The organism is Mesorhizobium sp. M8A.F.Ca.ET.202.01.1.1 (assembly GCF_004791595.1).
Classification (GTDB): Bacteria; Pseudomonadota; Alphaproteobacteria; order Rhizobiales; family Rhizobiaceae; genus Mesorhizobium.
Map to the genome: position 1 here is coordinate 1 of NZ_SRUN01000286.1, position 248 is coordinate 248.

General features: G+C 68.1%; 1 protein-coding gene. It reads left to right on the forward strand.

Annotated elements, in window-relative coordinates:
• Window positions 1-248: GGDEF domain-containing protein (locus EN845_RS34890; RefSeq protein WP_135931346.1), on the forward strand; the 248-nt coding region annotated here is incomplete at both ends.

Sequence of the window (248 nt, forward strand, 5' to 3'; positions counted from 1 at the left end):
GGCCACGCGCCGAGCAACTGGGCCGAGGATCTGAGCCTGGTCATCGTCATCGCCTCGATGACCGGTATCGGCGCGCTGTCGCTGGCGCTCAACCAGGGGCGGCTCGCGCGCCACCACAAGCGCGAGGCCGAGACCGATGCGCTGACCGGGCTGCTCAACCGCCGCGCGTTGTTCGACCTGCACGGCAAGACGCCTTTCGGCGCCTTCATGGCGGTGGTGGTGTTCGACCTCGACGGCTTCAAGGCAAT